The following is a 25,630-nucleotide window of genomic DNA, read 5'->3' on the forward strand; positions in this document are numbered from 1 at the left end:
GTCAGTCCGGCCGGTCCGAGCGCCCGACGGGGTCGTCGAGCACCATGCGCACCCGGCGCGCCAGGTCGGCCAGCCGGTAGGGCTTCTTCAGCACCTCGAACTCGGTGCCCTGGTCGGAGTTCTTGCCGTCGGCCGAGCCCGCGAAGCCGGTCGTCAGCAGGATGCGGATGTCCGGCAGGCGCCGACGCATCTCGCGCGCCAGCCCGAAGCCGTTCATGCCGCCGGGCATGATCAGGTCGGAGAACAGCAGGTCGGGGGTCCAGGCGCCGCGCTCGTCCTCGACCAGCGCCAGCGCCTCGCGCGCGTTGCCCGCCACGCGCACCGTGTAGCCCAGGTCCTGCAGCATGTCGCGCGAGAGCCGGGCGACCTCGATGCGGTCGTCCACCACCAGGATGGTCTCGCTACCGCCATGGTCGGCCACGCGGCGCGTGGTGCGGGGGACGTCGGTGGCCGAAGGCGCCACGGCGTCGGTGACCGGGAAGTACATCCGCACCGTGGTGCCCACGCCCGGCTCCGACTCGATGCTCGCCGTGCCGCCGGACTGCTTGGCGAAGCCGTGGACCATCGACAGGCCCAGGCCCGTGCCCTTGCCTTCCTCCTTGGTGGTGAAGAAGGGGTCCATGACGCGGCCGATGATCTCCGGCGCGATGCCCGTGCCGGTGTCGGTGATCGACAGCGACACGTAGCGCCCCGGCATCAGGCCGACGAAGGTGCCGGTGTCCTCGCCGTCGACCTCGACGCTGCGGGTCCTGAGCGTGACGGTGCCGCCCTCGGGCATGGCGTCGCGCGCGTTGACCAGCACGTTGAGCACCGCCATCTCCAGCTGGGTCGGATCGAGCTGGCAGTTGGCCAGGGCGGGCTCGGACTCCACGCGCAGCTCGATGCCGTCGCCCAGCGTCTCCCGGACCAGGTCGGTGATGCCCTCGGCCAGGGTGTTGAGGTTGACCAGCCGGCCTTCGAGCCGCTGCTTGCGCGAGAAGGCGAGCAGTTGCTGCGTGAGCGTGGAGGCGGTCTGCACGGCGCTGCGGATGCTGTCGACCGCGCGGCTCACCACGGCGTCGGTCACCTTGCCGGTCTTGCGGCGCAGGTCGAGCAGGTCGAGGTGGCCCGACATCACCTGCAGCAGGTTGTTGAAGTCGTGCGAGATGCCGCCGGTCAGCTGGCCCAGGGCCTCCATCTTCTGCGCCTGGCCGAGGGCCTCCTCGGCGTCCCGGCGCCGGCTCACGTCGAGCTGCGAGGCGAAGAAATAGACCAGCTCCTTGTTCTGGTTGTAGACCGGCGAGACGTACAGCGCATTCCAGAACGAGGTGCCGTCCTTGCGGTAGTTGAGGATCTCGGTGCTGATCTCGCGGCGGTCCTGGATGGCCTCGCGCACGGCCGCGACGGTGGCGCGGTCGGTGTCGGGCCCCTGCAGGAAGCGACAGTTGTGGCCCATGATCTCCTCGGCGGCGTAACCGCTCATCGAGAGGAAGGCCCGGTTGGCGAAGACGATCGGGTTGTCGGCCTGGCGCGGATCGGTCACCAGCATCGGCATGCGGGTGGTCTCGATGGCGGCGAAGAAGATGTCGTCGCGGTGCTGGCCGATCGAGTCGGCCTGCGAGTGCTCGACCGCCACCTCGGGCGGCGGCGAGTTCCTGATCTTCGGTTTTTCCGACTGGGCCATGGTCTTCGATGAACGCCGAAGAAGCGTCGCTGGGAAAGGAGGAAAAGAAAGCAGGAAAAGAAGTATCGGGAACCGGCCGCGAAGGCCGTCCCCCGGATGTCGAAACACCGCGCGAGCGCGGTGTTGTCGGTCGGCGTCGCCCGTCGACGGGCGGCGCCGGAAGCGGAGCGACGAGTGTCAGTCCTGCTTGTCGTCGCCCTGGGGCTCGTCGTGCTTGAGTGCCGGCTTCATGCCGGGCTGGGGCGCATGCTCGGCACCGGGTGCGATTTCCTCGCCGCGATGCTTCTTTTCCTGTTGCACTTTTTTGTCGTGCGCGACATTGCGTGGATCAGTCATGCCCCAGAAGGTGCCGTCGCCACGGCGTGCGCCGGGTGGGACGGCACGCCGCGTGGCGGGGCTCGCGGACGCCGTCGTGCGACGGCGTTCCGTCCTTCGTGGTGTCAGACCGACATGATGGAGACCGACTTCGTCACCAGGTAGCCCTCGAGCGCTTCCGGGCCGCCCTCGGAGCCGTAGCCCGAATCCTTGACGCCGCCGAAGGGCATCTCCGGCGTCGGCGTGGCGGGCTGGTTGATCCACAGCATGCCGACCTCGACGCGCTGCGACAGCTGGTGCGCGTTGGCGATGGACCGCGTGAAGGCGTAGCCGGCCAGGCCGTAGGGCAGGCGGTTGGCTTCCGCGATCGCCTCGTCGAGCGTGTCGAAGCCGCGGATGGCGGCGATCGGGCCGAAGGGCTCGTTGTTGAAGACGTCGGCGTCGAGCGAGACGTCGGTCAGCACCGTGGGCGCGAAGAAGTTGCCGTCGCTGCCGACGCGCTCGCCGCCGGTGGCGACCCTGGCGCCGGTGGCGCGCGCGTTCTCCAGGATCTTGCCCATGGCCGCGACGCGGCGGCCGTTGGCCAGCGGGCCGAGGGTGGTGGCCGCGTCCAGGCCGTCGCCGAGCTTGAGGCTCTCGGCATGCCGGACCAGCTCGCGCGCGAACTCGTCCTTCAGGCTGTTGTGGACCAGGAAGCGCGTCGGCGAGATGCAGACCTGGCCGGCGTTGCGGAACTTGGCGCCGCCCGAGGCCTTGACCGCCAGCGCCACGTCGGCGTCCTCGGCCACGATGACCGGGGCGTGGCCACCCAGCTCCATCGTCGCGCGCTTCATGTGCGAGCCCGCCAGCGCGGCGAGCTGCTTGCCCACCGGCGTCGAGCCGGTGAAGGTCACCTTGCGGATGACCGGGTGCGCGATGAGGTAGGACGAGATCTCCGCCGGATCGCCGAACACCAGGCCGACCGTGCCCGGCGGGACGCCGGCGTCGACGAAGGCCTGCAGCATGGCGGCGGGCGAGGCCGGCGTCTCCTCCGGCGCCTTCACCAGGAACGAGCAGCCGCAGGCCAGCGCCGCGCCGAGCTTGCGCACGATCTGGTTGACCGGGAAGTTCCAGGGCGTGAAGGCGGCGACGGGGCCGATCGGCTCCTTGAGCACCAGCTGCTGCGCCGCGAGGTTGCGCGAGGGCACGATGCGGCCGTAGACGCGGCGGCCCTCGTCGGCGAACCATTCGAGGATGTCGGCGGCGGCCAGGGCCTCGCCGCGCGCCTCGACGAAGGGCTTGCCCTGTTCCTGCGTCAGCAGGCGGCCGATGGCGTCGGCGCGCTCGCGGATCAGGGCCGCGGCCTTGCGCATCGTCGTCGCGCGCTCGTTGGCGGGAATCCTGCGCCAGGCCTCGAAGCCGCTCCGGGCGGCGGCCAGGGCGCGGTCGAGGTCGGCGATGCCGGCGTGGGCGACCTTGCCGATCGTCCGGCCGGTGGCCGGGTTGACCACGTCGATGGTCTTGCCGCTGGCGGCGTCGCACCACTCGCCGTTGATCAGGAGCCGGGTGTCGGTGTAGCTGGTCATGTTCGCTTGCGTCTTTCGGGGAAGAGGGTTGAGGTGGTCGAACATCCTAGCGTTCTTCGACGGTGGGCCGGGACGCTCCGGCGCGATGACCCGACGGCGTCGGTCGGTCGGTCCGGGATCTCAGGAACGCCGGAACGCCTCCGCGAACCGCCGCGTCAACTCCGCCGCCGGCACCTCGTCGCAGCCGCTCGCGTTCTGCCCCGCCCACATCGTCGAGAAGTCGTCGCGCCCGAGCCGCTCGGCGGCGGCCTTGAGCGGGGTCAGCGCGGCGGTGGCCAGCGGGAAGGCCGGCGCGATCGTGCTCAGGGGGCCGAGTTCGTCGAGCAGCCGGTTGCGGATGCCGCGCGCGGGCCGGCCGCTGATCAGGTTGGTGAGCACCGTGTGCTCGGCGCGCGGACCGCGCAGCGCGGCGCGGTGCAGGGCGCCGGTGGTGGCCTCGTGGCACAGCAGGTAGGCCGTGCCGACCTGCACGCCCGCCGCGCCCAGTGCCATCGCCGCCGTCGCGCCGCGCGCGTCGGCGATGCCGCCGGCCGCGATCACCGGCCGTTCGATGGCGGCGGCGACCTGCGGCACCAGGGCCAACGTGCCGACCTGCGTCGAGAGGTCGTCGGTGAGGAACAGGCCGCGATGGCCGCCGGCTTCCAGCCCCTGCGCGATCACGGCGTCGGCGCCGTGAGCGGCCAGCCAGCGCGCCTCGGCCACGGTGGTGGCGCAGCCCAGCACCGTCGCGCCCCAGGCCTTGACGCGCGCGAGCAGCGCCGGCGACGGCAGCCCGAAATGGAAGCTCACCACCGGTGGCCTGAAATCCTCCAGCACGTCGGCCATCGCGTCGTCGAAGGGCCGGCGCCCGCCGCCGGCCGGGGTGGCGGCCGGATCGATGCCGAGTTCCGAGCAGTAGGGCGCCAGGGCGGCGTGCCAGGCGGCCTCGCGCGCGGCGTCGGGCACGGGCGGGACGTGGCAGAAGAAGTTGACGTTGTACGGCTTCGCGGTGCCCTCGACGATGGCCTGCAGCTCGGCCCGCAGCGCATCGGGCGCGAGCATGGCGCAGGGCAGCGAGCCGAGTCCGCCGGCCTCGGAGACCGCGACGGCCATCGCCGCGCCCTGGACGCCGGCCATCGGCGCCTGGATCAGCGGGAGGTCGATCGACAGCAGGTCGCGCAGGTCGGGGTGGCGGGAGCGGGTCATGGCGGCGTCAGGGGTGGGCGTCGTAGGTGACGAAGTCGAAGAGCAGGCCGTCGGCGGCGACGTGCGATTCGCGCGCGGTCTCGCGCCAGCGCGCGGGGTCGAGCACCGGCGCGTGGGCGTCGCCCTCGAAATCGCGGCCGATCTCGGTGACGACGGCGCGCCGCGCGAGTGCCGCGGCCTGGGCGTAGATCTGCGCGCCGCCGATGACCCAGGCCTCGGGCGCGCCGGCGCACAGCGCCAGCGCGGCGTCGAGGCCGTCGGCCGTGCGCGCGCCGGGCGCCTGCCAGCCGGCCTGCCGCGTCACGACGATGTTGTCGCGCCCGGGCAGCGGGCGGAAGCGCGGCGGCAGCGAGTCCCAGGTGCGGCGCCCCATGATCACCGGCGCGCCGGCGGTGGTGCGCTTGAAGTGCGCCAGGTCCTCCGGCAGGTGCCAGGGCAGGTCGCCGTCGCGGCCGATCACGCCGTTGGCGGCGCGGGCGTAGATGAGGTGGACGCGGGGCGTCGTCGGGCCGGCCATCGTCGCGCCCTCGTTCAGACCGCCACCGGCGCCTTGATGGCCGGGTGATGCAGGTACTCGTGGACCTCGAAGTCCTCGAAGCGGTAGTCGAAGATCGACGCCGGCCGGCGCTTGATCTCCAGCACCGGATACGGGTACGGCGCGCGCGCGAGCTGCAGCGCGACCTGCTCGGCGTGGTTGGCGTAGATGTGTTTACGGAACCAAAGACAAAGTATCAAGAGCATCTTCGTTCCTTGGGAAGACAGCGACTGGCTTTCATTCTTCGCATGTTTTATTTAGAACCAAATGTGCATGCAAACGTGCAGAATGGACGAACTGTGACAACCAAACCCAACCCATCAGAGATGCCCAAGAAGTCCGACGTGCGGAAGCTTGCCTTGTGCCTGGAAACGAGCCTTACGACGGTGGCTGTTACCCATGAAAGTCATAAGTTCGCTTTGCAGTCTTCCGGAGAAGAGGTTGAGCTTTCCTTTCCGAAATCTCGGACAACCGTGTTCACGGTCACGGACCGCCACGGGGTCATTGTAAGAACGGCTTCGAGCTGGCTCCGAAAGCTCTGGGCTGAAGTCGGACACTCGTACGCTGCCGACACCGTCCACCAGTACGGGAAGACCCTTAAATACCTTTGCCACTGGATCGATACGAATCCACCGCTCCCGGGCTTAAACGTTGACGAGAACATCTGCCAACTCAACAGAGACGACCTAGTGCAATGGTTGAACTTCATGCGCGATCGAGGCGTGACCGGCAGGACGCGTCACAGCAGGGAGTCTTGTGTACGCGAATTTCTGATGTGGTTGTGCACGGAGGAAGGTGGAAGGCGGAGGGACGTCGAGTATCTACCTTGGGGGCGAGATGGCGCTTTAGGCTACGTTACTAAAAAGTCAAATGCAAAGAGTCCAAAGTTCATTACAACTTCGCACGTCATCGATGTTCTAAGCGGTTTGTACAGCGAGTGCGAGAGGACGGCTTTTCACGCTCAATACGACATGGGCTTACGAATTTCGGAATTAATCAATTTAAGACGAGGGGATTTGCCCGACGACGGCAACTATGATGCTGGTCACGAATGTATTCCAATCTGCATCAACGGCGTAAAAGGGCGTGCAGACCAAGGCAAGGAAAGAATCACATTAATTTCCAGAGCCGTTCTCCGCCGTATCAAGGCATACCACAATACTCGAGATTATAGGCTCGCACCCGATTGGGACATCACAGATGCGAACAAACCTGCTTTTCTTACGACAAATCAACTTCGTTGGAGCCTGAGAAATGCCACTAAACAGTTCAAGTCGGCCGTAACGAGAGCAGGCTTGCCCTCAGAATTTCGATCTCACTGGCTACGACACGGGATGGCATTTTCCGTCCTCCGTTCTGACGCAGGAAAAGACTTTGTCGACAGAATGCTGATCGTCCAAAAAATGCTTGGGCATAACAATTTGAGCACTACAGAGATTTATACTCAAGTGCCGCCTCAAATTCTTGATAAGTTGACAAAAGCCGGAAAACTGATCAATCGCCTTGAAGAGGCTGAGGAGATACGAGCGAAGACCTATTTGGGGCCAATTCAGCACAAAGAAAGACGCGGGCATTATGTCATCAGCGCCGTATAAAATTAGCCGTCCGCCCGAGCCTACGCTCCGTCATCCATACGCCCAAGTAATTTGGATTTTCTACCAGGTCGAGCGGGAGTACGACGAGCCAACGGCGGCCAATTATAGATGGGCCAAGAATTCGTTCCTAAAGTACCTTGAGGAAACTTACGCGAATAGCAAATCGTCGGAAGATCGTGGTCGATTCTATTTGCATGAGCAATGGGGAGCCGATGCGCTCGTTCGATTTTGCGACTGGCTAGGCATGAGGTTGACAAGTAAAACTCGGTATAGCCTTTACAAATGTGTGCGCAAGGTCATGGATTTTGCTTATGCCCTTCGTGTGATAGATACCGCGGTCTACTCACCCGGAGTGTTTAAAGGTACTCGTGAAACGAATAGTCGTTCGGCCTATAGCGAAGACGAACAGGAAGTTATAAACGCGGCTTTGGCGAAGTGGCTTGGCCTTGCTGCGAGCGTTGTAGCGGGTTATGCGCGGAGTGGCAAAGGTGTGCCCTATAAAAAGAGAAATTTTGGCTCAATTAAAATAGATGGAGCAGTTGTAGAAATCTCGGATGCTGCGAGCCTTTACAACCTCTCTCATCAAAAGCTCACCACGCGGCTGCAACAGGGTTGGACTGTCCGAGAGACACTTGGTCTGGACGAGCGTGGCAATTGTGATGCGGGCATCGCGCAACCCCTTGAGGTCGAGGGGCAGATCTACCAATCCATCGCTGAGGCAGCAAAAGCCTACGGTGTTCCTGCCGGAACCGTCGCCTTGCGCCTCCGCGTAGGCGGCACCCCTGAGCAAGCGGTGGGCATCGTGCCGACCAGAGTGCTTCAATCGGACGAGCGTGCGCTCCTTTGGGCTTTTGAGAACGATTATGAATGCGATGCGGAAGCCATGCTGACCCATTTCAATCGACGAAAACTAGGTGTTGTTTGTACCCAGGAGCGTTTGCGTGCGCTCTTTAGTCGTTGGGGTGTGTGGGCTCATGTTGATGACCGGTTGGTAATGCCGCTCGCCACCGAACTCTGCGTACTTACTGGGTTGAACGTTGAGGCACTTAAGCAGCTTGAGGTTGATTCGTATCAAGATGAGCATGGTCTCACTGGCGAGCCTGTAATTGCGTACCGGAAGCCGCGCTCTGGAAGTGCAACCCGGTCTGAAGATCAGAGTTTGCACATAGGCTTGCTTGAAACGGAAGAGGTTTTTGTCCCTGGGGAAATCGCTAAGCGGGTTAAGACATTAATCAACCTGATCCTCGCAATTACACTGAGGATTCGGCATCACGCTCCCCCAGAGCTGTCGCGGCGACTGTTCATTTTTGAAGACGTTGAGCAGTCGCGCAAAGCGGGACAAAAGGTTATTCTTGGAATCGACCCGAAAGGCAAGGTGATAACTTGGGGTAACAGGTTCAAGCGAGAGGAAGGCTTGCTGATTCACTTTGGAAAAGAATTCAGTTTTAACATTTCCAGGTGCCGACCGACGCTCGCAACCAACATGGTTTTGGCGGGAGCAAGCTTGCTACAAGTTCAAGCAACTCTTGGCCACCGATCAATCGTTACCAGCGCCAGTTATTTAGACGAACATCAACTGCAACCAGCCTTCAATAGAGAGGTTACAAGCGCGATGGAGCGGATCGTCCGCCGTTCTAATGAACACCGCAATGGCACTGCGCAAGAAAAGCAGGTAAAGACGGAGTCAAACGGTTCCCAAACTGGCTTTAGCGAAACCCTGTCTGGATGCGGATGCTCGGACCCGTATGCACCGAGTGAACGGGTCCAAGCTCTTACGAAGTACAAAAAAGGTTCAGTGTGCAAATTCTGGAACATGTGCCTTTTTTGCGATCAGGCTATCGTTACCGAGTCAAGTCTCCCAAAGATCATTGTGTACAGGAAACGTTTGAGCGAGGCTGTGGCTGGTGATTCACCTGCTATTCGTCCGAGAATTGGTCTCTTCAATGATGTGATCACGCTCATTGACGGAATCCTGAAAGAAGACGTGATTTTCCCGAAACCCGTCATTGAGGAAGCGCGCGACAAAGCGGTCGCGCTCGACGATGTTCTTGTGGATCAACTTATTTACCAGGGAATCTAAATGCTAGCCGTCTCAAGTTTGCCCTCGTTGGAAGCGCTGGTTGGCGGGCAAGCGTTATTTGCTCCCGACTTACCTGTTTGGTGCGGCAAATTCGGTGATGACGTTTGGCCACTGTTGCCGTTAAGTGATCCACTTCACATGGGTAAGACGGCAAGCGCCATCATGTGGAGCGATTTCATCCACGGGCATGGTTCAACTCATGGTCACCACAACTCTGGTAAAAATGCTCGTTACGTCAACTGCCTTACACAGCAAATCGTTGATGATTTAAAGGTCGCAGCTGTCATTCACGGTTATTTCCCCGCATTGGTAAAAGCCTCCCGTCGGACAAAAAAGCAGCTCGATCCGAAAACGGTTAAAGGCCGCATTGAAGAGTTGGTGCACATTTTCTCCGCTACGATAATTGCGGCTAAAAAGAAATACGGAAAGGTTGTCACGCGGCTGCAAGATGTTGATTTCGCGCTGTTGAAAGAATGCATCAAGGATCACCCAGGCCGTGGGGCACATCTGAAAAGAGCGCTCAAACTTCTGTCATCTCCGATGGTGCAGAGGAACTTGTCGGCACCTTTGCAATGGCAATTGGTGGACATTGAGAAGTCGTCAATTGCGTGGCCGGAAAGTAAGGAGGGGGAAGGTATTCAGCGTTTGCCGGATCTGTATTTCCTGCGCATTCAGAATTATGCCATCAATGCAATTGGACGGTTCAAGTCGGCAGTAGGGTTGCCAGTCCATTGTTCAGAGTATGTTGCTTTGGCAGCCGATGCATTAGATGATGAAAGTGGCGTTGCCATTCACGCATTCTTGACAGGAAACCCGCAAGGATCCGCCGACCGCGCAAAGTTTGATCTGCGGTTTAAGATCCGTACCCATCAGCTTGAGAACCTTATAGCCGACGTGCAATGTGCATCTATCATGATGTTGCTGTTGTTCACCGGAATGCGCCGCAGTGAGATTGTGCACGTGCGCAATGAAGCGCTGAGTTTTGAGCGAGGCTATTGGTTCATCAAATCAAAAGTCGTTAAACATCGGAAAAAAGATACTCCGACAACCGAAGGCTGGCTTGCAATCGACATTGTTAGAGATGCATTCGAGGTCCTCGCATTCTTCTGTCAATTCACCGGAAGTGAATCTCTTATGTCGAGTCCCTTTGCTCGTTTTGCTAGGACTTCAAGAGGCTATAGTCTTCAGGCTATAAGTCTAAAGCTTTCCCGTTGGTTGGGTACTATCCACATCGATGATAAATTCAAGGATTGGGTGTTTTCGATTCATCAGTGCAGAGAGACATTGGTTTATCAACTTGCAAGCCAGCAGGTAAAGCTGCCGTTCGTAAGTATGCAGTTAAAGCACTTCCACAGCAGGTTTCATGGGATGCCTAATGAGGTGACTGCTGGCTATGGAAATTACCGCGCGCAGCTCATGACGAGCGTGTCGACCCGACTGGCCCAGGCCAGCGAGTCGGCGCTGAACGACCTTTATGACGAGAACGCCAAGTTCGCAGGGGGCGGAGGTGTTGCTCACAAAATGCGAGTAGACGCCTTCTTTGCGGGAATGGCCCTATTTGGTGCGGACCGTGTCAAGTACATCAAAGCGATGGCAAATCGCGGTGTAAAACTACAGCCTACTAGCATTGGCAACTGCACGAAGAACTTTGAATTGCCGATCGAAGACAAGCGCCCGCCGTGCTACGGCGATTACGAGTGCGATCCAGACTGCGGAAGTCATGTCATCACAGAGCGGGGTGGGATTGCTTTGAACGCAAGGCGAACGCATGCGCTGGCACAAGCGCAAGCTGAGGGCAATGCCGAGTTCAAGGTAGTCTGGCTTGGCCTTGCAGACAAGCTCGGCCGACATGCCGGAAAGTTAGTGGAGAAGGATGCATGACCTCGTCTCGCAACGCTCCCGGGCCTGATGTCAACCCTACTGCCGCCAAGAACGACGAGGCGATTCTCAAAGCACTTGCCACTTTGGAAAACCCGGCTGAGCGAAAGAAGTTAAAATTGACGGTGGGTTCGATTTGCGTGCTCACTGGATTGACGACGAATACTGTGCGGTCGCGAAGTTGGGCGCTAATCAAGCTCAAAAACATGAAGCTGGAGGCCAAGAATGAGTCCAATGCACTCAGTTCTGTGGATTCTCATGATGATGTTTTGCAGGTTCCGACTTTAGATGCTCTGCGTGATCGATTGCGCACTCTTTTAAACCAGAACGCGCTACTTTTTGAGGAAATCATGTGGCTTAGAAGTCAGGTCAAGAAGCGGGACGACGCGCTTTTGGCCTTGCAGGGTAAACGCCTGACTTTACTTTGAACTAGACGGCAAATTTATGAAGCAATACTTGGATCTTTTGAATGACATCTTAGACAATGGGGTGGCAAAGGGTGACCGAACCGGCACGGGAACCAAATCCGTTTTCGGCAGGCAAATGCGTCACCGTCTGTCAGAAGGCTTTCCATTGCTTACCACAAAAAAACTCCACTTCAAAAGCATTGCCAATGAGTTGATTTGGTTTTTAAAGGGAGATACAAACGTCGGATGGCTCAAGGAGCATGGCGTCAGCATCTGGAATGAGTGGGCAACGGAAACCGGTGACCTGGGCCCTGTGTATGGCAGTCAATGGACGGCTTGGCCGACCAAAGATGGAGGCACGATCAATCAAATTGATTATGTCGTGGACGCACTCAAGAACAATCCGAACAGCCGCCGCATTCTTTTTCACGGTTGGAATCCAGAATACCTTCCAGATGAAAAATTGAGCCCTCAGGACAATGCGAGACTGGGGAAGATGGCTCTTCCTCCCTGCCATCTGCTTTACCAGTTTTACGTCGCAAACGGGAGGCTTTCTGCACAGTTGTACATCAGAAGTTCAGACAGCTTCCTGGGGCTCCCGTACAACATCGCATCTCTTGCGCTGCTCACGCACATGCTGGCTCAGCAGTGTGATTTGATTGCCCACGAAATCATCGTAAGCATTGGCGACTTGCATGCATACTCAAACCACATGGACCAAATTCACACGCAGTTGAAGAGGGACGTGCGAGAGTTACCCAAGATCACCATTGCGCGTAAGCCTGATTCGATTTACGACTACCGTTTTGAGGATTTTGTGATCGAAGGATACGACCCCCATCCACCCATTTCTGCTCCGATTGCGGTCTGAGACGGCACCCGCCATGACTCGCTTCTTCGGAGCGAAAGTGAATAAGCGACGGCTCTTATGGCGTCTTGAACCGATTCGACTCAAGGCGAGACAGCCGAGGCCGGGGCTCATCGTCTTTCTTGCGCTCATGTCGGTGCGTTTGGGCGAGCGATCAGTCCAGGTTAGTTCGGCAAAAATCCGTTTTTAAACGTGCTGTTTGCACGACTGGACTTCCGCCTTGGGCTCCGAGCAGCGGCTGTGAGGGGTCCGATGACGGCTAAGCAGCGATTGCTGCCGGCGACCGTCGGCCGATCAGTGTCTGCTCTAGGCGGGGTAGCTGCCGTTTGCTGACGGCTGACGGCTTATTTCGGATGAACACCCCTACTGTGCGGCGTCGCCCACATCAACGTTCCTGACGTCGCCATTGCTGCCGGCGAGTGCGATGCTCCCTGCACCAGCTGCCCCAGGTGATGTAAATGTCGGGCAGGGTATGTTGCAAGTACGACCTCTTCATGACTTGCCGAGTTGATGTTTGCCTTGTGATCTGAAAGCAGCCTCAACCGCATGCCGCGCCGTTTTACTTTTTCCAGTCCATTTCGCTATAATTTTTCGACGGAGATGGCATTCCTTCCGTGAACCGCCCTGGCATCGCCCGGGGCTAATGATGCCTACAGACACCTGATCACATTACAGGGCTGTAGGCGTTCGCGCTCAGATTCTTTGCTTGGTCAGGCCGATTGATTCGTTTCCTTGACCCGCATGAGCCGATTTAGACGACCTGAACAATTCGACCTGCTGCCGTACATCGGCAAGTGGCTCGTGATTGCCTCCGTTGTGGCCTTCCTGGCCGGCAGCGCTTCCGCACTTTTCCTCTTCGCCCTCGACCGCGCCACGGCTTGGCGCGAAGCGCATCGTTGGATCATCTGGCTGTTGCCCCTCGCCGGTGGCGCCGTCGGCTGGGTGTACTTCAAGCTCGGCAAGCAGGTCGAGGCCGGCAACAACCTGCTGATCGACGAGATCCACGACCCGAAGAAGGTCGTGCCGCTGCGCATGGTCCCGCTCGTCCTGGGCGGCACCGTCATGTCACATCTCTTCGGCGCGTCCGTGGGTCGCGAGGGGACGGCGGTGCAGATGGGCGGCGCACTGGCGGACCAGCTCACGCACGTCTTTCGAATGCAGCCTGCCGATCGCCGCATCCTGCTGATGGCGGGCATCAGCGCTGGCTTCGCCTCCGTGTTCGGGACCCCGCTGGCGGGGGCACTCTTCGGCCTCGAGGTGCTGGCCATAGGCCGGATGCGCTACGACGCCCTATTTCCCTGCATGGTCGCTGGCATCGTGGCCGATCAGGTCGGCATGGCCTGGGGCGTGCACCACATGCACTACGCGATCGGAGAGGTGGTCGCGGTTACGCCTTGGAGCGTCGGAGCCGTCGTGATCGCTGGTGTGATTTTCGGTCTCGTCGGCCTCGTGTTTGCGACCGCGACGCACCAGCTCGGAGGGCTTGTCAAGCGATGGATCTTTTATCCGCCGCTGCGCCCGATGTTGGGCGGCATCGTGATCGCGCTCGCCCTCTGGGCTCTCGGCAGAGCGGGCTTCGATGCGCATCGCTACATCGGGCTGGGCATTCCTAGCATCGTCAACGCCTTCCAGGAACCTTCGGCGCCGTGGGATTTTTTTGGCAAGCTGGCCTTCACCGTCACCTCGCTCGGCACAGGCTTCAAGGGCGGCGAGGTCACGCCGCTGTTCTACATCGGCGCGACCTTGGGCAACGTCCTGGCGCCCATGCTGCAGCTGCCCTTCGCCATGCTCGCCGGCATCGGCTTTGTGGCCGTGTTCGCGGGCGCGGCCAACACGCCACTGGCCACCATCGTCATGGCAATCGAACTGTTTGGGCCGCAGATCGGACCGCTCGCAGCCATCGGCTGCATCACCAGCTACCTCTGCTCCGGCCACACCGGCATCTACCACTCGCAGCGCGTCGGCCACATCAAACACCATGGCGGTCCCCCAGAGGAACTGCGTATCGCCGATGTCCCGCAATTCCGTAAAAAGCAGCAGACTTAGCACGTCTCCGCAACCAGAGATGACCGCTCATGAGTCGCGCTGAAAACTATCCGTCGACGGTGATGGCACTGCAGCTGTATTTCCCAGCCGGCAGCCATGCGAACCCAACCCGTATCTGGTATCACCTGAGCGTTCCAGGGTTTGCGCAGCAACTGTTGGTCTCGGCAAAGCGCGCGCACCTGCAGTCGGCGCTGCTCTACCACGTCACATCGGACCACCTCAAACGAGAGCGCGTGACACATCACCAGATCGACGGCTCCCACATGCTGCATCCGCAGTGCCTGGAGCTGATCGACACCGAAATGCAGCTACGGGCGTTCATCTGCCACGCGCAGCGCGTCCGCCCCGGCAAGCATCGCCAATCCTTGCCCAAAAACCCTCGGCAGGCGGACATCGCTCAGTTCCGGCGCAAGCAGAAGCAGGAGAAGCAGGACGTCGTTTTGCAGGAGACGAAGTAATGACGACTCAGGCCTCCACTCCTACGTACGACCTGACCGTTTTGCGTCTGTACTTTCCCGCCAACAGCCGCGCCAAGGCCACGCGTTTCTGGCACCGATTGGGCGCGCCCGCGCTGGCGCAGCATCTGTTGGAGGTTGCTCGTCGCTCGGGCATTCAGCAAGCCTTGCTGTACCCCATCGGATCGGGCTACCTGCCAGGGGAGCGGCTCACGCACCACCACCTTGAAGGCCATGCTTTGCGACATCCGCAATGTCTGGAGTTGCTTGACTCTGAAACTCGGCTTCGGACCTTCATGCAGGAGCACGCGGAGGAGTTGGGCAAGGTGCGGGCCGTTCTTTTCGCTTGCGAGCTTCCAATGACCGACGGCGAGTCGGAGTCGCCAACCAACGCCCAATCGTGCCGACCGCAAGTGCCGCCATCAACGGCACGTGGCTCATGAGAGTGCCAGTCACGGCATCGGTTTCTCTTTTTCGTTCACGCTCACCAGGAGTTCATCATGAAGGGTTTCCAGATCACGTTCTTTGCCGAGCAGGAACATCGACACGACCACACCCCCATGGGAGACTGGCTTTTGCAATTTGCCAAAGACAACGGTGCGTTGGGCGGAAGCTTGATGGGCGCGGCTACGGGTTTCGGATCCGCCGGAAAAATGCATTCCACTCACTTTTTCGAACTGGCCCAGCAGCCTGTGGCGGTGACCGTATCGGCCACGGAAGAGGTCGCCGAACGACTGCTTGCAGCGATTGCGCTTGAGCCGGTCACGGTGTTCTACATCCAGGTGCCAATGGTCTACGGGCGGATCGGCAAAGCAACGCCGCCCGCGTTGGCCGGTGATGCCACTGATGCCGGCGATTGACCGCAGCGTTGACCTTCGCCGAGGACCGTTTACGAATGACTGTCGACAACTGCTTGCTGGCGATCTCCGGTCTTGCGTCGCCGTTCGGCGGTCCGTTCGATCTGGCCTTGAACGCCGGCGAATGTGTCTGCGTGCTCGGCAGATCAGGATCGGGCAAGAGCGTCCTGCTGCGCCTGATCGCCGACATGGACCCCGGCACCGGCGGCGTGAACCTGGCCGGGAAACGCCGGGAGACGTTTGCAGCGCCGGCGTGGCGAGGTCGTGTGATCTACCAGTCAGCCGAACCCGCTTGGTGGGCGTCAACGCCGGCAGCCCACTTTCCGTCTGCCGCGTCGAGCCGGGTCGCCGAACTGATGGCGGCGCTCGGGCTGAGCCCGGACCTGCTGGACGCCGACATCGCACGCCTTTCGACCGGCGAGCGTCAACGCCTGGCGCTCGTCCGCTCGATGGTGCGGGAGCCCGACGTGCTGCTGCTCGACGAGCCTTCGGCCTCGCTCGACGGCGCCTCCACGCTGGCGATGGAATCCCTGCTTCTGCAACAGCTCCGCTCCGGCCTCGGCATCGTGATGGTGACGCACTCGCGTGAGCAGGCTGTGCGGATGAGCCATCGCCACTTCGAGATGCGCGACGGCAAGCTGCACGCGCCATGAGCACCATCCATCTTCACGCCACGGACGTGGCGCTCGCCACGTTGCTGGTGCTGATCAACGCCCTGGCGTCCGTGCTCCTGCACCTGCAGTTGCATCGGCAGGTGCTCTGGGCCGCTACCCGCATGGTCGTCCAGCTCCTGCTGGTCGGCCTGGTGCTGCGCTTCGTGTTCCAGGCGGCGTCGCCGGCGGCCACTCTCGGGATCGTCGCGCTCATGCTGCTGGCGGCCGCGCGCGAAGTCGCAGTGCGTCCAACTCGGCGTCTCAAGGGTGCCGGGAGTCACCGCATCGCGGCGGTGGTCGTCGGCTTCTCGAGCATCGCCACCGTGTTGCTCGCATTGATGACGGCGATCCGCCCGCAGCCCTGGTACGACCCGCGCTACGCCATCCCGCTGATGGGCATCGTGCTCGGCAGTGTGCTCAATTCGGCCAGCCTGGGTCTCGACAGCTTCTTCGAAGGCATCAGCACCGGGCGCCCGGCGATCGAGGCGCAGCTGGCGCTCGGCGCCAGCATCCACCAAGCGCTGGCCGCACCGATCCGCCATGCGATCCGCCGCGGGATGATTCCGATCATCAACCAGATGTCGGCCGCGGGTGTCATCACGCTGCCCGGCATCATGACGGGGCAGTTGCTGGCCGGCATGGATCCACTCGAGGCCGTGAAATACCAGATCCTGCTGCTTTTCCTGCTCACAGGCGCCGGCGGTCTCGCGTCGGCGGGCGCGGTCTATCTGGCGGCGAGGGCCGTCACCGACGACCGACAGCGCCTGCGCGCAGATCGACTGAAGTAACACTCAGATCATGTTTCAAAAATCCCGAATCTAAAGAAGATCATGAACAGGCACCTTGCTTGCGCGCTCGTTTGGGCATCGACGCTGCATCTGCGACGTTCGATGGCCCGGCTGAGAACACCCACGCCACTGGATCCGCATGCCGACAGGCAGGGCAATTGAACGTGTCGGCGCCACGATCGCAGGTGCAACTGCTGCTCATCCGACACGGTGAGTCCGAATGGAACCTGGCACAGCGTTTCACCGGCTGGGCCGACGTGGGCCTCACGCCGCGGGGTGTGCGTCAGATGCAGGAGGCCGGCCGTGCGATTCGGCGGTCAGGTCTGGTCGTCGACCGCGTCTTCTCCTCGATGCTGGTCCGTTGCGTACGGTCTGTCGACTGCTTGCTGCTCGCAGCGGGAAGTCCATCGGCGCAACGCACAGCCGACTGGCGGTTGAACGAGCGGCACTATGGTGCATTGACGGGGTCATCCAAGGCCGAAGCCATCGCGCGGTACGGTGCCGATCAGGTGCAAGCTTGGCGCAGGTCGTACCGCGCGGTACCGCCGCCGTGGACTCAGGACGATGTCGGTCGGGTGGCGACGGATCCATCGATGGAACCACCCTGCGCAGGGCTGGAACCCCTGCCCTTGGCGGAATCACTCGCGCAAACCGTTCTGCGGGTGACCGCGCTCTGGCAGGAACTGATCGAACCATCATTGGCGTTGGCCCAAACGGTAGCTGTCGTCGGTCATGGCAACAGCCTGCGGGCGCTGGTGATGCAGCTTGAAGAACTCAGTGAACAAGCGGTCTCGTGCCTGGAGATCGCCAACGGCGAAATGCGTGCCTATGAGTCAGGCGCTGGTCGCACACTGCATCTGCAATGCATCTGGCAGCCATCTGCGCTGGCGCCCATCTCAAAAATTCTTTGAGACAGCGGAATAAACGCAGGCGGCCAAGCGTCTGTCTGGATGTCAACTCTGACCAATTCCATCTTCCACAGGACTTCCCATGAAATCTTCCCTTCTGCCCACCCTGATTCTTGCGCTCGCCGCGCTCGCCTCTGGCGCCGCTATGGCCGCCGCTCCTGTCAAGACAGCCGGCGGCATGCTGGTCAACACCAGCGGCATGACGCTCTACACCTTCGACAACGACACGGCGGGCAGCGGCAAGAGTGCCTGCAACGGCCCGTGCGCCGGACTGTGGCCACCGGTGATGGCAGAAGCGGACGCGAAGCCCGAAGGCGACATGACCATCGTTGTGCGCGACGACGGCACCAAGCAGTGGGCCTACAAGGGCAAGCCGGTGTACCTGTACAAGTCCGACATGAAGGTCGGCGACATGACTGGCGACAACTTCAAGAACGTCTGGCACGTCATCAAGCCCTGACCGACCAGAACGGAAGAGAGCACGACGCTTCATCCCATGCGCGCACAGGACGAAGCCTCGATCGTCGCCTGCATTCCCAGCCTGCGCCGTTACGCGCGCGGGCTGGTGGCAGACACCGAGCGAGCTGACGACCTGGTGCAGGACACGCTGGAACGGGCTTGGAGTCGGTTCTCGCTTTGGCAGAAACGCGGCGACATCCGCGCCTGGATGTTCGGCATCATGCACAACCACTTCATCGACGGTGTACGCGCCAAGGGCAGGCGACCCGAGGACAGCGCGGGCGACGACCTGCCCGAAATCCCACAACGAGCCAGCCAGTCCGACGGCATCGAGGTCCGCGACCTGGACCGCGTCCTGCAGCGGCTGCCCGTGGAGCAACGCGAGGTGCTGCTGCTCATCGCAGTCGAAGAAATGAGCTATGCAGAAGCCGCCACCGCGCTCGGCGTGCCCATCGGCACGGTGATGTCCCGCCTGGCGCGCGGCCGTGACAAGCTGCGACAGGAACTGCAAGGCCGCGCGCCATCAGCCCAAGTTGCCGCGCCCCTGCGCAGGATCAAGTGACATGGACTCTCCCCCACTCAAACCCATTTCCACCGACGGCATCAAGCCGGTGACCGAAGCCGATCTGCATGCTTACGCGGACCAGCTTCTGGACTCTTCGCGGCATGTCGAAATCGATAAATTCCTGGATGCCCACCCGGCCGAACGCCAGCGCGTGGACGATTGGCGTGCCCAGAATCTGGCGCTCAAGCAGTTGCTCGACCCGGTCCTGTCCGAGCCCTTGCCGTTGCGCCTGCCGCTGAAGCCGGCGCCGGGGGCGGGCTGGCAGGAATGGCCGTGGCGCTCCCTGGCAGCCGGCGTGGCGATCGCGGTCGTCAGCACCGGGTCGGCTTGGTGGGGCCGTGGCGCCTACGATGGGCAACTGCAGCGCAGTGCCACGCTGGCGGCGGCGCGAGTGGGCACGCTCAATGGTTTCGCTCACCGTGCAGCCGTGGCCCACGTGGTCTACAGCCCGGACGTGCGTCGTCCGGTGGAGGTCGGCGCCGACCAGGAGCAGGCACTCGTCACCTGGCTGACCAAGCGCATGGGCACCGAAGTGAAGCCGCCCGACCTGCGCGCCCTGGGCTACGAGCTCATCGGCGGGCGGCTGCTGCCGGGCGACAAGGGGCCGGTGGCGCAGTTCATGTTCGGCGGCGCAAAGGGCGAGCGTCTGACGCTGTACGTCACCCGCGAGGACGCCGGACGCGAGACGGCCTTCAAGTTCGGCCAGGATGGCCCGGTGAATGTCTTCTACTGGGTCGACAAGGAATTCGGCTACGCCATCTCTTCAGGCGACAGCAAGTCCGAAATGCTGCGGGTCGCGGAGGCGGTCTACAGCCAGCTCGAAGTGCACAAGTAGTCTTGGCGCCCGATGGGCCAGGCATCGACGGGATTTCCGTTGCGGCCCATCGGCCAGTGGTCCAGCCAGTGCTGCAGCACGGCGACGTCATCCGCTCGACGCCGCCGGTGCAGCGAGTGTCCCTGGCCCGAATGCGTCAGGTGCACCAGATCGGTCGACAGCGGTGGGCTCTGGTCGCCGAAGTACCAGAAATGCCACGACACCAGGGCGTTGAGGCCCGCAATGTCTCGCGCGGCCTCGCTGTCGTCGTGCAACGTGTTGGCCACCTGCTTTATCGAGCCGTTCGCCATCGCCCGATAGAAGTTGTCCGGGGGGCCATCGCCGCCAGGTCGCTTGGCGACAAAGCGCGGGTCCGCCCAGTAGTCGCCCAGCGCCATGACCTCATCGACGCGCATCGCGTAGACGAGCTGGTCGTTGTGGCGGCTGCGCAGGCCGACGATCCAGTCGCCGACACGTGCCGAGCGACGAATCTGCGGCTTGCACACAGCGAGCGAGCACCAGCCGTGAAAAGGATTCGGCGACCCGCCGCGGTCTTGCCGCACGACGTAACGAAAGATGCGCGGGCCTTGGATCACATCGGGCTGCGCAGAACCACCTTGGCTGCATCCATCGGCCCATCGCCTTCGATGACCACGATCGATGCGGTCTTCGGATTGGCTTCCGACTGCAGACGAGTGACCTCGCGGATTTCGCCGATCGCCGTGCCGTCGGCCATTCCCATCGGATTGGTCTTGAAGCTGGCGACGGGCACTTTCTGATCGCCCACGTAGATGCTGTAGACCGTTTCCGGCTTGAGTTTGTAGAGGAACAGTTCCAGCGCATCGACCACGCCGAAATTGCGTGCCACCACGAAGCCCTTGGCGTCGCCGGAATCGGGCATGAGCGGAATGTTGACCGGCGCCGCGTTCGCCAGCGGCTTCAGGTTGTCCGTGCCGGCACCCGACGGCACGGCGTTCGAAACGTAGACCAGCGCCTGCGGAGCCTGTCCAATCGGCACTGCCGCGATGACTTTGTCGCTGGCGGTATCGATCACCTGGACCGCATCGCCGTTCTCCAGTCCGACGTACATGCGCGTGCCGTCGTCCGATGGCCAGACGCCATGCGGCAGCGCGCCAGTCGCGATGGTGTTGAGCAGCTTCGCCTCGCCATCGGTCGAGTAGACCTTCACGACGTTCTCGCCACCCACGGCGACGTAAGCCAGCGTGCCGCGCGCGGTTTTGGCGAAGCCGAGATGGTTGGTGATGAAGCCGGTGTCGATCACGCTCGTCACCGCCATCGACTTCACGTCGATGCGAGTGACCTTGCCGACGTCCTTGTGGCCCATCCAGACTTCCTTGCCGTCCGGCGTGAACTGCAGGAACGGCGAGAACGGACTCACGACCGGAATGCGCTTCACGATCTTGTACGAGCGCGTGTCGACCACGGCCACTTCGGGCGTGAAGCTCGACACCACGAAGGCGCGCCCACCGTCCGGCGTGAACAGCACCATGCCGGGACCCGGCGCGGTCTCGATCCGGCGTTTCTCCTTGAAGGTCTTCGCGTCGATCACCGAGACGTAGTTTTCTCCGCGCACCACGGCCCAGACCTCCTTGCCGTCGCGCGTGAAGAAGGCCTCGTGCGGCGAGCGGCCGACGTAAGTCACGCCCTTGACCTTGTTGGTCGCCGTGTCGATGAAGGTCACCGAGTTCGAGCCGTTGGCAATGGCGACCAGCGCGCGGTGGTCGGGCGAGAAACCGAGGCCGTGAACGTTGATCTCGCCCTTGTAGATCGGCGACAGCACGTCGGGGCGCTGGTTCCCCAGCTTGATCTGGCCGAGCAATGTGTTGGTGTTCGGGTCGATCACCGACACCGTGTTGGTGTTCTGGTCTGCGGTGTAGACGCGGTCGCCGGGATTGGAAGCGGCCGATGCACCGAAAGATGCAACGGCCAGCGCCGTGGCAAGGACAAGGGGTTTGAGTGAATTCATGAAAGGTCCTTCTTCGACGTGTCTGGAGCGACTACTTGGCGGGTGATGCGTGGCGTGCGAGCCAGGCCTGCATCAGCCGGATCTCGTTGGACTGCTCGGTGATGATTCCCTGCGCGAGGTTGCGCACTTCCGGGTCTTGCGTGTTGAGCAGGATCGACTTGGCCATGTCGATGGCGCCCTGGTGATGGGGAATCATCATGGTCATGAAGTCGTGCGCGGGCTGGCCGTTCATGGGTGCGGTGCGCATGTCGTGGTCCATTACGGCCATGGCATCGCCCATCAGCGCATCGAAGGGCTTGGCCGTGCTGGCCATGAAGCTGGGAGGCACGACGCCCTCGGCTTTCATACTGTGCGCGTGCATGTCGGCCGCCTGCGTCAACGTGCTCCCTGCGACCAGCAACCCGAGGAACCCCGCACGAACGAAGCCGCTGCTCATGCCGCTTTCTTGTTCCATGCGCTGCACCAGCCCGCAGCAGCGACCTGCTTGCCGGCGAACAGCGGGCAGCCGCCCGTCGCTTCCTTGGGCTTGCCTTGAAACAGCTGACAGTTCGCGCAGTTCTGGCTGGCCGCGTGATTGGGGAATTTCTTGGCGTCGACCTTGGTGGTGTCTTCCTTGTAGCCGAGCGCCACGGCCTGAGGATCGGTCTCGGCCAGCTTCGGGCCACCGGACTGTGCGTGGGCGGCGGAGACGGACAGCGCAGTTGCCGCGCCGGCAACTTGCAAGATGAAAAAGCGGCGATTCGTGGGGGTCATTTTTTTAATCTCGTGGGGGGTTTTTAGTCGTTGCCGGAGTCATCGCTCCGGCGATCGGGGGCGTGCTTACTGCTTCAAGACGAACGCAGCCAGCGCTTTCACCTCTTCGGGTTTCAGTGCGGCGAAAGGCGGCATCGGCACGCTGCCCCACTTGCCGACGCTGCCGCCACGGATGCTGGCCTCCAGCTTCGACTGCGCCTGCTGATCGGCCTTGAACTTTTCGGCGATGTCGTGATAGCCCGGACCGACGATCTTCTGGGTCAGGCCATGGCAACTCAGACACGCGTTGCTCGCAAGAAGCGCTTGGACGTTGACACTCCCGCCACCAGCTGGTGGCGCGGCCGCAGCACCCGGTGACGTTGGCGGAGCGGGCGGCGCAGACGCTGGTGTGGATGCGGCGATCACACTGGCGTCTGTGGCCTTCGCAGACCCGTAGGCGACCGCCAAATAGGCACCCAACTGCTTGACTTCGTCATCACTGATCGGCGCACCGTAGGTGTGCTGCATCTTGGCCATCTCGGCGGTCCACTGCGTCTGCGTCATGCCGGGTGGCTGGTAGTTGACGTAGTCCGCCGAATGGCAGATCGCGCATTTCTGCATCGCGATGGCGTAGCCCGGCAGCTTCGACGGGCGCAGCTTCGACGTGTCGGGCTGCAGCTTGATGTCGGGCGGCGCGGCCAACGCGTTGAACGCGATCAACACGCAGCAGCCAAGAACGGCGCGGGCCAAAAAAGTGGTGGTTTTCATGGCGTGTCCTCAGGCGATGGTGACCGGCGTGGACTCGACCACATGGCGGCGGTAACCTGCCGGATTCCAGTCCACCGTGGCAGGCTGGCCTTCGCCCTTCTGATTGGTCGCGCGGACCATGAGCACGGCTCGGCCCTTCTTCGCGAAGCTCACCGGTGCCCGCCATTCCCGAAACGAGAAGCGCCCCAGATCCTTGCCGAGCGTCGCCGCCTTCCAGCTCTGGCCGCCGTCGATGGAGACTTCCACCGTCTTGATGCCGGCACCGCCATCGAAGGCGATGCCCTTGAGTTCGATCGAGCGAGCGGAAGGCAGGATGCCACCGGCCTGGACGCTGGTGATGAAGCTGCGCACGGGCAGCGTCGAGATCGGCCGCGTCTTCGCCGCTGCGGAACCCGGTGCCACGCACTGGCAGTCGTTGTCGGGCACGCGGTAGGCGGTCGTCATGAACAGCGCGTCATGGCCGTCGAACACATGGTCGATGACCTCGATTTCCGAGAGGTGCTTGACCCAGTAGGTGCCGAAGTAGCCCGGTACGATGAGCTTGACCGGGTAGCCGTTGAGGAACGGAAGGTCCTTGCCGTTCATGCCCCAAGCGAGCATCGGTTCGTCCTGCAGCGCGTGTTCGATGTCCAGCGCCTTGCGAAAGTCCGAGGTCGCGGGCAGCACCGGCGTGTCGAGGCCGTTGAAGGTCACCTGCCGGGCACCCGCAGCCACACCCGCCTTCTCGAGCACCTTGCGCAGCGGCACGCCGACCCAGCGGGCATTGCCCATCGCGCCATTGGCGAGCTGGGCGCCGAAGACGCGCGGCGACGAGTACCCGCGGCTGTTGCCGGAACACTGATTGACCGCCACCACTTCCACAGGCTCTGCCAATGCCTTCAGATCGGCCAGCGACAGGTTCAGCGGCGTGTTGACCTTTCCCTTGACGGTGAGCCGGTAGGTAGCAGGGTCGACCGCCAGCGGGATGTTGGCCAGGTGGTAACGCACGAAGAAAGCGTCGTTGGCGGTGATCGGCCCTTCGTTGAAGACTGAGAACGGCGTTTCCAGATGCGGCGGCCGGGTGTGAACGCGAATCAGCGGCCGTTTTTGCGGGTACGTCACCATGGGGCGCGGTCCGTCGGCAAAGGTCACGCCTTCGCCAGTATCGCGACCAGCCGCCAGCGCGGCGAGCGGCGACGCACCCAGCGCGAGAAGACCGGCGCCCTGGACGAAGCGCCGACGGGATGGAGGGCGCTTGGCGTCGTGCTGCGCGGTGGGTGTGGCTTCGCGACCTGATCTCATGGTTTGTCTCGTTTGTTAGATAAATACAGTGGCTATTCAGGGTGTCTTCCAACCCCACTTCTCGAAGATTGCTTGTGCTGCAGGCGATCTCAGGTAGTCCACGAGCGCTTCTTCACGGCGCGGCCTTCTGCATCTTTGCCGCAGGCGCAGCCAGCGTCGCCTCCACACGGTTGCTCGCCAAGTCCACTTTGGCGATTCCCAAGTCTTCGTTCAGAACATAGGCCGTCTTGCCGTCGCGCGTGAAGACGATGGCTTGCCGCGGCTCCTTGAATCCGGTGATGGTGGCGACCACGCTCTTGCTCGCTACATCGATGACGGACAGGGAGTTGTCGCCCAGGTTGCCGGCGTAGACGCGCCTGCCGTCGGGCGACAGCGCCGCACCATACGGGTCCTTTCCGACGGGAATCGTCGACTCGATGGCGCGCTTGTCCAGATCGACGACCGCGATGGTGTTGCTGCCGCTGTTCGCAGCGAAGAGCGTCTTGCCGTCGGCGGTGACTGAGATCGCGCGCAGCTTGTTGAACCCGGTGATCTCGCCGTCGATCCTGTTGGTCGCCGTGTTCACGATGGTGATCTTGTCGCCCATGAAGTTGGTGACGTACAGCGCCGATCCGTCGGGACTCAGGCGCACGCCCTGGCGCGGCTGCGCGAAGCCGGTGATGACGGCGCGCGGTTCGCCGCTTGCGAGATCGAAACGCGTGACGGTGCTGGCGGCCTGGTTGTTCACGTACATCGTGGCGCCGTCCTTGCTCAGCACGGTGCCGAAGGCACCGGGGCCTGCCGGCAGGCTGCTGACCGTCTTCAGGCTGGACGTGGCGATCTTCGCCACGGTGCCCAGGCTGCTGTCCGAAACATAGAAGAACTCGCCAGACGGCGCGAACACGATGTTGCGTGGCGTCACGAAGCCATCCAGCACCTTGCGCACCTTGCCGGTCTTCAGGTCGTAGACGACGACGTCCGGGCGTTCGCTGTACGACACCACGGCCGTGCCCTCGTCCGGGCTGAGCGCCAGCGAATTGTTGTGGATGGCACCGTCGAAGGTCCAGCGCTGCGTCGCACTTGCGGACGCTGCGACAGGCGCCGGCTGTGCCGTGACCGTCGAAGGGATCGAGGCGAGTGTCGAGAGGGCGAGGCACAGCGAGAGTGCAAGAGGACGGAGTTTCATGAGATTCTTTCGGTTGTCTGGATGGATGGACGAATGGCGGGGGCGATTTATTCCAGGTCCG

At 62.1% G+C, this 25,630-nt stretch carries 28 protein-coding genes, 1 pseudogene and 1 riboswitch; of the genes and pseudogenes, 15 read left to right on the forward strand and 14 right to left on the reverse strand.

The window, feature by feature from the left end:
- Window position 1: 1 nt before the first annotated feature.
- The 6 genes and pseudogenes from ABID77_RS01110 to ABID77_RS01135 form a co-directional block, all read right to left on the reverse strand.
- Window positions 2–1,663 (reverse strand): histidine kinase famiy protein, encoded by a 1,662-nt coding sequence (locus ABID77_RS01110; protein ID WP_429589691.1) that lies wholly within the window; start codon window positions 1,661–1,663, stop codon window positions 2–4.
- A gap of 177 nt (window positions 1,664–1,840) precedes the next feature.
- Window positions 1,841–1,999, reverse strand: a complete 159-nt coding sequence (locus ABID77_RS01115; RefSeq protein WP_429589694.1) for a hypothetical protein — start codon at window positions 1,997–1,999, stop codon at window positions 1,841–1,843.
- Window positions 2,000–2,103: 104 nt separating this feature from the next.
- Window positions 2,104–3,543 carry an NAD-dependent succinate-semialdehyde dehydrogenase gene (locus ABID77_RS01120; protein WP_429589697.1) on the reverse strand — a complete coding sequence of 480 codons (1,440 nt, stop codon included), beginning with the start codon at window positions 3,541–3,543 and terminating at the stop codon, window positions 2,104–2,106.
- A 120-nt stretch (window positions 3,544–3,663) separates the two neighbouring features.
- Window positions 3,664–4,728, reverse strand: a complete 1,065-nt coding sequence (locus tag ABID77_RS01125; RefSeq protein ID WP_429589700.1) for an NAD(P)H-dependent flavin oxidoreductase — start codon at window positions 4,726–4,728, stop codon at window positions 3,664–3,666.
- A gap of 7 nt (window positions 4,729–4,735) precedes the next feature.
- Window positions 4,736–5,245: a dihydrofolate reductase gene (locus ABID77_RS01130; RefSeq protein ID WP_429589703.1), complete on the reverse strand. Its 510-nt coding sequence runs from the start codon at window positions 5,243–5,245 to the stop codon at window positions 4,736–4,738.
- A gap of 14 nt (window positions 5,246–5,259) precedes the next feature.
- Window positions 5,260–5,436, reverse strand: a pseudogene (locus ABID77_RS01135) (thymidylate synthase); the annotation flags it as partial.
- 153 nt (window positions 5,437–5,589) lie between these two features.
- Between ABID77_RS01135 and ABID77_RS01140 the strand changes: the two are divergent.
- The 15 genes from ABID77_RS01140 (at window position 5,590) to ABID77_RS01210 (ending at window position 19,657) form a co-directional block, all read left to right on the forward strand.
- Window positions 5,590–6,858 carry a tyrosine-type recombinase/integrase gene (locus tag ABID77_RS01140; protein ID WP_429589706.1) on the forward strand — a complete coding sequence of 423 codons (1,269 nt, stop codon included), beginning with the start codon at window positions 5,590–5,592 and terminating at the stop codon, window positions 6,856–6,858.
- Window positions 6,839–8,938: a hypothetical protein gene (locus ABID77_RS01145; protein WP_429589709.1), complete on the forward strand. Its 2,100-nt coding sequence runs from the start codon at window positions 6,839–6,841 to the stop codon at window positions 8,936–8,938. Before ABID77_RS01140 ends, ABID77_RS01145 begins: the two co-directional genes overlap by 20 nt.
- A complete protein-coding gene (locus ABID77_RS01150; protein ID WP_429589711.1) occupies window positions 8,939–10,819 on the forward strand; it encodes a site-specific integrase in 1,881 nt (626 codons plus the stop codon).
- The gene (locus ABID77_RS01155) at window positions 10,816–11,244 is read left to right on the forward strand and encodes a hypothetical protein (protein WP_429589714.1); all 429 of its coding nucleotides are present in this window, start codon (window positions 10,816–10,818) and stop codon (window positions 11,242–11,244) included. The genes ABID77_RS01150 and ABID77_RS01155 overlap by 4 nt, the downstream gene beginning before the upstream one ends.
- Window positions 11,245–11,260: 16 nt before the next feature.
- Entirely contained in the window at window positions 11,261–12,094 is an 834-nt protein-coding gene (locus ABID77_RS01160) for a thymidylate synthase (RefSeq protein ID WP_429589717.1), read from the forward strand.
- Window positions 12,095–12,678: 584 nt separating this feature from the next.
- A riboswitch (Fluoride riboswitch) is annotated at window positions 12,679–12,751 on the forward strand.
- An 81-nt stretch (window positions 12,752–12,832) separates the two neighbouring features.
- A complete protein-coding gene (locus tag ABID77_RS01165; RefSeq protein ID WP_429593212.1) occupies window positions 12,833–14,137 on the forward strand; it encodes a voltage-gated chloride channel family protein in 1,305 nt (434 codons plus the stop codon).
- Window positions 14,138–14,166: 29 nt separating this feature from the next.
- A complete protein-coding gene (locus tag ABID77_RS01170) occupies window positions 14,167–14,595 on the forward strand; it encodes a hypothetical protein (protein ID WP_201781861.1) in 429 nt (142 codons plus the stop codon).
- The gene (locus ABID77_RS01175; protein WP_429589720.1) at window positions 14,595–15,035 is read left to right on the forward strand and encodes a hypothetical protein; all 441 of its coding nucleotides are present in this window, start codon (window positions 14,595–14,597) and stop codon (window positions 15,033–15,035) included. The genes ABID77_RS01170 and ABID77_RS01175 overlap by 1 nt, the downstream gene beginning before the upstream one ends.
- 57 nt (window positions 15,036–15,092) lie before the next feature.
- Complete coding sequence (locus tag ABID77_RS01180) at window positions 15,093–15,452, forward strand: DUF190 domain-containing protein (protein WP_055839853.1); 360 nt, start codon at window positions 15,093–15,095, stop codon at window positions 15,450–15,452.
- 8 nt (window positions 15,453–15,460) lie between these two features.
- On the forward strand, window positions 15,461–16,102 hold the full coding sequence (locus ABID77_RS01185; RefSeq protein WP_429589723.1) for an ABC transporter ATP-binding protein: 642 nt from the start codon (window positions 15,461–15,463) through the stop codon (window positions 16,100–16,102).
- Entirely contained in the window at window positions 16,099–16,890 is a 792-nt protein-coding gene (locus tag ABID77_RS01190; RefSeq protein ID WP_055839847.1) for an ABC transporter permease, read from the forward strand. Before ABID77_RS01185 ends, ABID77_RS01190 begins: the two co-directional genes overlap by 4 nt.
- 185 nt (window positions 16,891–17,075) lie before the next feature.
- Window positions 17,076–17,801: a 2,3-bisphosphoglycerate-dependent phosphoglycerate mutase gene (locus ABID77_RS01195; protein WP_429589724.1), complete on the forward strand. Its 726-nt coding sequence runs from the start codon at window positions 17,076–17,078 to the stop codon at window positions 17,799–17,801.
- A 79-nt stretch (window positions 17,802–17,880) separates the two neighbouring features.
- On the forward strand, window positions 17,881–18,258 hold the full coding sequence (locus tag ABID77_RS01200; RefSeq protein WP_055839844.1) for a COG4315 family predicted lipoprotein: 378 nt from the start codon (window positions 17,881–17,883) through the stop codon (window positions 18,256–18,258).
- Window positions 18,259–18,294: 36 nt separating this feature from the next.
- Window positions 18,295–18,819, forward strand: coding sequence for an RNA polymerase sigma factor (locus ABID77_RS01205; protein WP_055839841.1), 525 nt, complete (start codon window positions 18,295–18,297; stop codon window positions 18,817–18,819).
- Between the two features lies 1 nt (window position 18,820).
- On the forward strand, window positions 18,821–19,657 hold the full coding sequence (locus ABID77_RS01210) for an anti-sigma factor family protein (RefSeq protein ID WP_055839838.1): 837 nt from the start codon (window positions 18,821–18,823) through the stop codon (window positions 19,655–19,657).
- Here ABID77_RS01210 and ABID77_RS01215 read toward each other — a convergent pair.
- The 8 genes from ABID77_RS01215 to ABID77_RS01250 form a co-directional block, all read right to left on the reverse strand.
- On the reverse strand, window positions 19,630–20,232 hold the full coding sequence (locus tag ABID77_RS01215) for a hypothetical protein (RefSeq protein ID WP_156362734.1): 603 nt from the start codon (window positions 20,230–20,232) through the stop codon (window positions 19,630–19,632). The genes ABID77_RS01210 and ABID77_RS01215 overlap by 28 nt on opposite strands.
- A complete protein-coding gene (locus tag ABID77_RS01220) occupies window positions 20,229–21,623 on the reverse strand; it encodes a beta-propeller fold lactonase family protein (RefSeq protein WP_055839832.1) in 1,395 nt (464 codons plus the stop codon). Before ABID77_RS01220 ends, ABID77_RS01215 begins: the two co-directional genes overlap by 4 nt.
- 31 nt (window positions 21,624–21,654) lie before the next feature.
- A complete protein-coding gene (locus tag ABID77_RS01225) occupies window positions 21,655–22,059 on the reverse strand; it encodes a DUF305 domain-containing protein (protein ID WP_201781860.1) in 405 nt (134 codons plus the stop codon).
- Window positions 22,056–22,376, reverse strand: a complete 321-nt coding sequence (locus tag ABID77_RS01230; RefSeq protein WP_055839826.1) for a high-potential iron-sulfur protein — start codon at window positions 22,374–22,376, stop codon at window positions 22,056–22,058. Before ABID77_RS01230 ends, ABID77_RS01225 begins: the two co-directional genes overlap by 4 nt.
- A 66-nt stretch (window positions 22,377–22,442) precedes the next feature.
- Window positions 22,443–23,123, reverse strand: a complete 681-nt coding sequence (locus ABID77_RS01235) for a c-type cytochrome (RefSeq protein WP_429589726.1) — start codon at window positions 23,121–23,123, stop codon at window positions 22,443–22,445.
- A 9-nt stretch (window positions 23,124–23,132) separates the two neighbouring features.
- Window positions 23,133–24,404 (reverse strand): molybdopterin-dependent oxidoreductase, encoded by a 1,272-nt coding sequence (locus tag ABID77_RS01240; protein WP_055839820.1) that lies wholly within the window; start codon window positions 24,402–24,404, stop codon window positions 23,133–23,135.
- A 36-nt stretch (window positions 24,405–24,440) separates the two neighbouring features.
- The gene (locus tag ABID77_RS01245; RefSeq protein WP_429589728.1) at window positions 24,441–24,572 is read right to left on the reverse strand and encodes a substrate-binding domain-containing protein; all 132 of its coding nucleotides are present in this window, start codon (window positions 24,570–24,572) and stop codon (window positions 24,441–24,443) included.
- Entirely contained in the window at window positions 24,517–25,569 is a 1,053-nt protein-coding gene (locus ABID77_RS01250; protein WP_082448433.1) for a YncE family protein, read from the reverse strand. The genes ABID77_RS01245 and ABID77_RS01250 overlap by 56 nt, the downstream gene beginning before the upstream one ends.
- Window positions 25,570–25,630 lie beyond the last annotated feature (61 nt).

Source organism: Variovorax sp. PvP013 (genome assembly GCF_050435945.1).
Lineage (GTDB): Bacteria > Pseudomonadota > Gammaproteobacteria > Burkholderiales > Burkholderiaceae_C > Variovorax.